The 6,616-nt window shown below is 50.9% G+C and carries 11 protein-coding genes; 5 read left to right on the top strand and 6 right to left on the bottom strand.

The window, feature by feature from the left end; translation table 11 throughout:
- Positions 1-1,086 (top strand): DUF3387 domain-containing protein (locus KBZ15_RS15615; protein ID WP_255016120.1); only part of this gene is annotated, 1,086 nt, incomplete at its 5' end.
- 39 nt (positions 1,087-1,125) lie between these two features.
- Here KBZ15_RS15615 and KBZ15_RS15610 read toward each other — a convergent pair.
- Positions 1,126-1,500 carry a hypothetical protein gene (locus tag KBZ15_RS15610; protein WP_255016119.1) on the bottom strand — a complete coding sequence of 125 codons (375 nt, stop codon included), beginning with the start codon at positions 1,498-1,500 and terminating at the stop codon, positions 1,126-1,128.
- A 24-nt stretch (positions 1,501-1,524) separates the two neighbouring features.
- The gene (locus KBZ15_RS15605; protein ID WP_255016118.1) at positions 1,525-1,773 is read right to left on the bottom strand and encodes a helix-turn-helix domain-containing protein; all 249 of its coding nucleotides are present in this window, start codon (positions 1,771-1,773) and stop codon (positions 1,525-1,527) included.
- A 389-nt stretch (positions 1,774-2,162) separates the two neighbouring features.
- On the opposite strand from KBZ15_RS15605, the gene KBZ15_RS15600 reads away from it, so the two are divergent.
- From KBZ15_RS15600 to KBZ15_RS15590, 3 genes are all read left to right on the top strand, one after another.
- Entirely contained in the window at positions 2,163-2,510 is a 348-nt protein-coding gene (locus KBZ15_RS15600; protein WP_255016117.1) for a hypothetical protein, read from the top strand.
- A gap of 127 nt (positions 2,511-2,637) precedes the next feature.
- Positions 2,638-2,853: a hypothetical protein gene (locus tag KBZ15_RS15595; protein ID WP_255016116.1), complete on the top strand. Its 216-nt coding sequence runs from the start codon at positions 2,638-2,640 to the stop codon at positions 2,851-2,853.
- 66 nt (positions 2,854-2,919) lie between these two features.
- Positions 2,920-3,117 (top strand): hypothetical protein, encoded by a 198-nt coding sequence (locus tag KBZ15_RS15590; protein ID WP_255016115.1) that lies wholly within the window; start codon positions 2,920-2,922, stop codon positions 3,115-3,117.
- Between the two features lie 396 nt (positions 3,118-3,513).
- Here KBZ15_RS15590 and KBZ15_RS15585 read toward each other — a convergent pair whose 3' ends face one another.
- A complete protein-coding gene (locus KBZ15_RS15585) occupies positions 3,514-3,774 on the bottom strand; it encodes a Nif11-like leader peptide family natural product precursor (protein WP_255016114.1) in 261 nt (86 codons plus the stop codon).
- Between the two features lie 545 nt (positions 3,775-4,319).
- On the opposite strand from KBZ15_RS15585, the gene KBZ15_RS15580 reads away from it, so the two are divergent.
- A complete protein-coding gene (locus KBZ15_RS15580; protein WP_255016113.1) occupies positions 4,320-4,487 on the top strand; it encodes a hypothetical protein in 168 nt (55 codons plus the stop codon).
- Between the two features lie 857 nt (positions 4,488-5,344).
- Here KBZ15_RS15580 and KBZ15_RS15575 read toward each other — a convergent pair.
- From KBZ15_RS15575 to KBZ15_RS15565, 3 genes are read right to left on the bottom strand one after another with little or no spacing between them, the layout of a single operon-like run.
- Positions 5,345-5,860: a hypothetical protein gene (locus KBZ15_RS15575; RefSeq protein ID WP_255016112.1), complete on the bottom strand. Its 516-nt coding sequence runs from the start codon at positions 5,858-5,860 to the stop codon at positions 5,345-5,347.
- Complete coding sequence (locus tag KBZ15_RS15570) at positions 5,857-6,018, bottom strand: hypothetical protein (protein ID WP_255016111.1); 162 nt, start codon at positions 6,016-6,018, stop codon at positions 5,857-5,859. The genes KBZ15_RS15575 and KBZ15_RS15570 overlap by 4 nt, the downstream gene beginning before the upstream one ends.
- A complete protein-coding gene (locus tag KBZ15_RS15565) occupies positions 6,015-6,215 on the bottom strand; it encodes a hypothetical protein (RefSeq protein ID WP_255016110.1) in 201 nt (66 codons plus the stop codon). Before KBZ15_RS15565 ends, KBZ15_RS15570 begins: the two co-directional genes overlap by 4 nt.
- Between the last annotated feature and the right edge of the window lie 401 nt (positions 6,216-6,616).

Below are 6,616 nucleotides of genomic sequence, written 5' to 3'. Positions count from 1 at the left end.
CTCAAGGAAGCACTCTCGACCTACACCGCATCCAAGGGCAAAGGTGCTCCAACGATTGATACCAGTGAGGCGCTGCGGATTCTCAAGGAGAAACTCCAGGTTGCCCGTGACCTGCTTCACCCCATCGACTGGAGTGGATTCACCGATCCCAAGACAGCATTGGCATTGCTGCCCAACTGCCTCGATCACATCCTGGCGATTTCAGATGGCAAGCAGCGGTATTGCGACACCGTGCTGGCAATGACCAAAGCATTTGCTCTGTGCGGCACCCTTGATGAAGCGATGGAACTCAACGCTGAGGTGACCTTCCTTCAGGCGATCCGAGCACCACTGGTCAAAGGTGATGGAGATGGTGGAGGAGATGGTCGTGCCCCTAAAAATGTTGATTTTGAGTTGCGTCAACTAATGTCTGACGCCCTGGTGGCAGACGGAATCACTGATGTTTTCAAGGTGGCAGGTCTTGAAAAACCTGATCTCAGCATCCTGTCGGATCAGTTCCTGGCAGAGGTCAGCAAGATCCCCCAGAAGAACTTGGCGGTTGAACTGCTCCAGCGGTTGCTGAGAGAAGAGGTTCAGACCCGCTTCAAGACCAACGTGGTAAAGCAGAAGCGATTTAGTGAACTGCTCCAGGCATCCCTGAACAAATACGCCAACCGCTCCATCGAGGCGGCACAGGTGATTGAAGAACTGATTGCGATGGCAAAGCAGTTCCGTGATGAAGCAGAGAAAGTGGCGGCGATGGGATTGTCGGTTGCCGAGGTTGCCTTCTATGACGCTCTTGCGAACAACCAGTCAGCACACGATCTGATGGGGGATGAGGTGCTGATGAAGATGGCACGGGAACTGGCAGAAAAACTAAGGGGTAACCTCAGCATCGATTGGCAATACAAGGAAAATGTTCGGGCACGTCTGCGAACGATGATCAAGGCACTGCTGAAACGCTACAAGTATCCGCCTGATCAAGAAGCAGCAGCGATTGACTTGGTTCTCCAGCAGACCGAGATGATTTCTGAGGAATGGTCGAGAGAAGATTTGGGCAACAAGATTCAGGCGGTTGTTGCTGATGCTTTGGAAAAGCAGTTCTAATTACCTTGAACTAGGGTTAGCAAGTCAACTTTTCACTTCCTATTCATTTCTGTCTTTGGCATCAACTTCACCAGGAGGAAGGGAGGAGGGATCCCCCTGTGCGCCACTCTCCACATCGAGTTGTGATTTTAGGTTGTCAACAACGCTATCTTGGTGAGACACCACCCAGTCAATGAAACTCTGCTCCTTGACAACCATCCTCACGGGCAAAGGCAACGCCTGATAGGCACTCCTTGCCAGTTCAGCAAGTTGGTCAACGTCGGAAAGAATCTCAAGGAATGCTGGACCTGCTTTATCCCGAAGAGCAGAAACAATACTTGGCAGATACTCCTGGATAATTTTTTCTTGAGCAATAGCAGCAGTGGATCCCGCCTTGTCAGCAGCACTCTTTAATTTCCCAAGGAATGAATCCATTAGTCAAAGCATAACTGCTGATTACTACTCTACAACCTCCAGCAAATCCTCAATCCCGCAATCCAGAACCGTCACCACCTTCCCCGCCAAATCCAAGGAAAGTGCTGATGCCGCCTTCTGATCGTTCCGTGCCAGGCGTGTGATTGTCGTTGCTGCCACTCCTGCCGCCACTGCCAGACCATTCATCGTGATTGCCTTCTCACCTGCTTCTGCCCGACGGAGATTTGCCTTTGCCAGCGCCTTGGCGAGTGTCAGACGAACTTGCTTTGCCATAAGGAGCACAATACCTCAAGCACCCTGAAAGGGCAAAGCAGTGCTCGCTGTCTATGCTCCCGCGCCTTACACCTACAACAGAGCATCAGGCACCAAACTTAAGCACTGCTTGAACCACGACAAACCCCACCAGAGCGACCAAGGCAAGAAGCGATGGAAAACCAGTTGTAACCATAACGACTCCGCTTAACACCCCATTTCTAAAGCAAACCTAAAGAGAGATGTGTGGCAGGAGGCACAGCAGAACCAAATGGAACATTCCGCAATTCAAAAGCACAATGCGCTCTGTGCTCAGTTCCTTGTGCTATGATTACTGCGTTGAGGGCAAGAGGTTCATCAGAAACCCGCCCTCTCAACCACTCACCAGCAACCCACAGAGGTTCAGACAAATGCCAACCGATTTCTCCACCATTGACCTTGCGACCCTCAATGCTGCCCAGGGCGTGATGGTTGCTGCTCTTCGTGACCGCTGCTGTCAGTGGGAACAGGATTCTGCTGATGCTGCTGCGGGGGGAAACCTCAGTGCTGCGGCAATGATTCAGCACTGGGCGTTTGCTGCTGACCTGCTTTCCACCACCATCAGCACTGAATTCACGAATCTGTTCTCCAAGGCACTCAATGCCCGTTTTGGCGATCTAACCCCCACCACTCACCGCTCAGTTGCCGATCAGGCGCTGGATGCCGTCGCTCTGGAGGTAGCGGCAACGCAGGAGGTGCCCGAATTGATTGCTATTTGACGACTTTCAAGCACTAAGCGCCAGACCTTGCTCATTTAGTGCTATGATTTCAGTGTTGAGGGGCAAGAAATCCAAAGAGGTTCGCCCCTCCAACCCTTTCCCCAGAAACCCACAGAGGTTCCATCCGATGCTTCAGCAATCCATTCCCCGCCACTGGCACTTCACGACCCCTGAGCACGAGGGTCTATCCATTCGCCTCTCACGCTTCACGGGTGAGTTTGACCTTTCCCGCCGAACCCAGGTTGGTGAGATGTGCTGGGAGACAACCATCCTCTCCAGTCACCAGACCCTGGAGCAGGCAGTCACCGCCGCTGATAGGCAGGTGCTGGTGGCGTCACGATGAAAACCCTGACCGTTGCTGGTGCTGGCGGAATCCCCTGCCACACTCCCCCTAGACGCCCCACCAGCAATGGCATCTGAACACCCTGACGCTCCTAAGCAGTTCGGCATCCGCCTCAGTGAGGAGACGATGAAACTGGTCTCTGAAATCCAGCATCACCGCCAACGCACCAACCAACCCCTCACCCTTGCCGCCATCGTGGAAGACGCCATTCAGTGTCACTACAACCGATTGGTGAATGAGGGTGCCATCTATGGAGAGAAGTGACACCACCACTACCGCCAGGAGCACTGAGTCATCTGCTCAAGACCCTCCCGCCTGAACGCCCAGACCCATTCCCGCATCTGGCAAATCTGACTCCTGATGCCCTTCTCAGCAGACGGGTGGAGGTCACAGGCACAATCAAGACCCTGGAACAGGAGAGGCAGGTAATTGACGCCGAATTGCTGAGCACCTTTGGCGATGCTGAACTCCGTTTTGGTGTTCGTGCCCCAGGTGGATGGGTTCTCAAGCAGCGGTCAAGAACTAGTTGGGAATACGACCCTGAAGTTCGGGATGCGATTAAGGGTCTTCAGGGTCAGGCACAACGGGATGGAAGGGCACAACCGCTTGTGAGCACCTACCTGTGTTTGACACAGGAGACCTGATACTCCCCCTCCAGCATCAGATACTAAAGACCTGCTGTAGGTGGGCGATGGGATTGGCACTCTCCTCACCACGAACCAACCAAAACTCAGTGCTGCCGCTTCTAAGCAGGGCACGGAAATCCTCTGCGTCAATCAAAATGCCGCCATCCACTGCCAGGGTGACCATCTCATCAGGAGTTGAGGCGGCATAGAACTCCTTCTCAAACTCAGGGTCACCCTCTACCAAGTGACAGAGGTGATCCAGGGCATCCAGGAGTGGTGCTGGGGAGTAATCCACCCAGGGTGCTCAAGAGGTGGGAACCATTGTCGTCAAGAGCAGGTCTGCCCTACAAATAACTTCACAGCACCAGCGTAAGATGCTACACTCTAAGCACTGAACTCCACAGAGAGTCAACCAAATGCTCAAGACATCCAGCAACGGCACTCAGGCAATCACTGCCGTCAAGTTCTCTCTTCGCCCGACTGCCGAAACCCTGGCGGATCTTTCACGCCCTATTGACCCTCGGCACCTCAAGACCAGGAAGCAGGGCACGACGACCCTGACCTACTGCCCCTGGAACACCATTGCCCGTCACCTTCACCATCGTGCTCCTGGGTGGTGCTGGGAGGTTCAATCGGTTCAGGAGGTTGGTGGTGCCGTTGTCGTGACGGGGCGCCTGACCATCCCTACTGCTGATGGTGACCTGCTCCACTACTCAGCGGTGGCATCGGAACCGTTGGAGTCGGTATCCAAGGCACCTGCTGCTGAGGTTGCTGCGTCTTCGTGTCTCAGGAGAGCGGCAGCGTTGGCGGGTTTGGGTTTGGAGTTGTGGGGGTGATCCGATGACAATCAACATCCAGTGGCAAGACCAAAACGGATACTGGAGGCACTTCCAGAGCAAGCAGAACCAGGCGGATGCTTATCGGGTTGCTCAGCGTCGTGCTGAATCGACAAAAAAGCGCCATCGCCTGGTGGATGACGATGGGCGCTTGTTAGATTTGATTGATTAGGCAGACGAACTGCTAAGGATTTCTGTGTAGATAAAACGCTTCAGCAGTGTCTTGGTGCGAAGTTTCCATTTGTAGTCACTGGGAGTTGTTCCCATCACAAAGGAACGATTGCCTGACGGGTATTTGCCTTTGATTTTGAGGTGACCGTTGTTAAGAACAGTCACCTCTCCATCAATGGTGTAAGGGCGAAGTGTATCAACTACTTCCGAGAGAAATCGCTTGACTTCTTTGTTGATTACTCTTCATCACTGAACCAGGAGTATTCTAAAAGGTCGGCATCGTTGTCGATGCCACATTGCTGTAAGTATTTCTCAGGGTTCGTGACATCTGAGGGAAGATAGATATCACGATATTCTGAAACTTTATTCCATTTGATTTCGCCGCCTCCCTTAGGGGTAGATGGTTCATAGTGAGCGAACTCGTAGTTCCAGAGTTTGTAAGTAGTTTGGTTTTCCATAAATGCCTCCGAGGCGTAGGTGTGTTTGCGCTCTAAGAACGAGCAGGTATAGGGATTTCTAGCGGTTTATCGCCGAATAAGGCAACGATTCTCTCTTTGCTTGGGCGCTTAGAATCGTTGGATGTCTTATGAGGTTATTATACGACGAACGCGCTGCGCTGTCAACCCCTTTCCCAAAACTTGTTGAGACGCAAGGCGCCGCAATGGGTCTGACTGATGCCCCTAGATGAGCACTGGGGTCTTGGCGGTCTTGGCGCTGCTGGCGGTAAGACCCACTGCCCTGACTGCTTTCTTGGCATATCACTCCTATGCCTACCCAGGCAGTAGTTCACTTCACCACTCAAAACACCTGGTATACCTTTGCTTTGAACCTCCTTACTACCTAAAATCTGTATTTTGCTTAGGAAATATCGTGATAGTTGCCCTGTGGGTCTGTATATCCACTAAACCTGCGACCCTTTGATGGGTTATAGCGTTTGGCGTAATCCACCCTGCCGCTCTGCCCAGAAGTGTTGGTGAAGGTTTTGCCATCTCGACTGACACCAAACTGCTTTTTGGGTGCTGCTGCTGCTCCACCAGATCCTCCACTGCTCTGGTTTCCTCGTTCTGACTTGAACTTCACCTCATCCCACTTCAACCCGTGACTTTTGCGTAGTTGATTTGCTCGCTCCTTTGCCGCTTCAAACCCTTGAATGCCTCGTGCCAGCACCGCATTGGTATCTGTGCGGTAGACGTAGAAGGAATGCTCCTCCTCTAACTCCTCAGTTTCCTCAGCAGTTAAAAGCGCACTGGGGATTGGTGGCATCTCCTGTGCCTCTCCTTTTTTCCTGCGGTTCTTTTTGATTACCAGCAACACCCGCTTTGCTGTTTCCTGCTGCTGGAGGTATTCAGTGATCTGCTGCTCAAGGAAGGTCACAACGAACCCCCTGAGCGCCCTTTAGGTGTTTTGGCGTATTCCTCACGAATCTGACCAAGCAACAGGGTCTCGATGTCACGAAAGCGTCTGTTGACCTTTTGAACCTCAATCAGCATTGCCTCCTCAACGGGATGGAGGTGAACCCGAATGGTCTTCATCGCTCCAGCACACCAGTTGCTGTTGACCTTGTGGTGAGTGACCCAAAGACTGCTTGATGTTTTTCGCGCAACAAGGATTTATATAATCCACTAATATCCATTTTGTATAGTTCCATCAAATCCTCCATTTGCTTGAGGAGTAATGGGTGTTCACGTTCTTTAAAACTGATTTGTTTTACTCTTGGGATTGAACGCATCTATTTGCTGCTGATAGAATCTATATCTATTTATTAATGATTTATTCCTATCCTGATTTATCTTATTTCTTATGACCGCAACCTAAGATGAACTTCTCGATACCATTTAAAACGAGGTTTTAAACTTGACTCATAAAGAATTCTGGTAATACCCTATATTTACTCATTGATAAATACTTGAGGATTCAATCAATGATTCTTTTGTTTTTCTTCTGGTGACTCTTGAAGTGAGTTTTGATGAGTTTTCTTTTGAGTTCCTTTTGGGTATATTATGAATCAAGTTTTGAATGAATACTCGTTTGATTTTGTTATGAGTTTCTTTTGGGTCTTTTTGAGTGGTCTTGAGCATTCAATCAAAGAATCAACTCAAGACCATTTGATGAAAACACTACAAGGTTTAT

This window comes from Cyanobium sp. BA20m-p-22, from assembly GCF_024346275.1.
Taxonomy (GTDB): Bacteria; Cyanobacteriota; Cyanobacteriia; order PCC-6307; family Cyanobiaceae; genus Cyanobium_A.
This window is presented reverse-complemented; position numbering and strand designations above follow the sequence as displayed.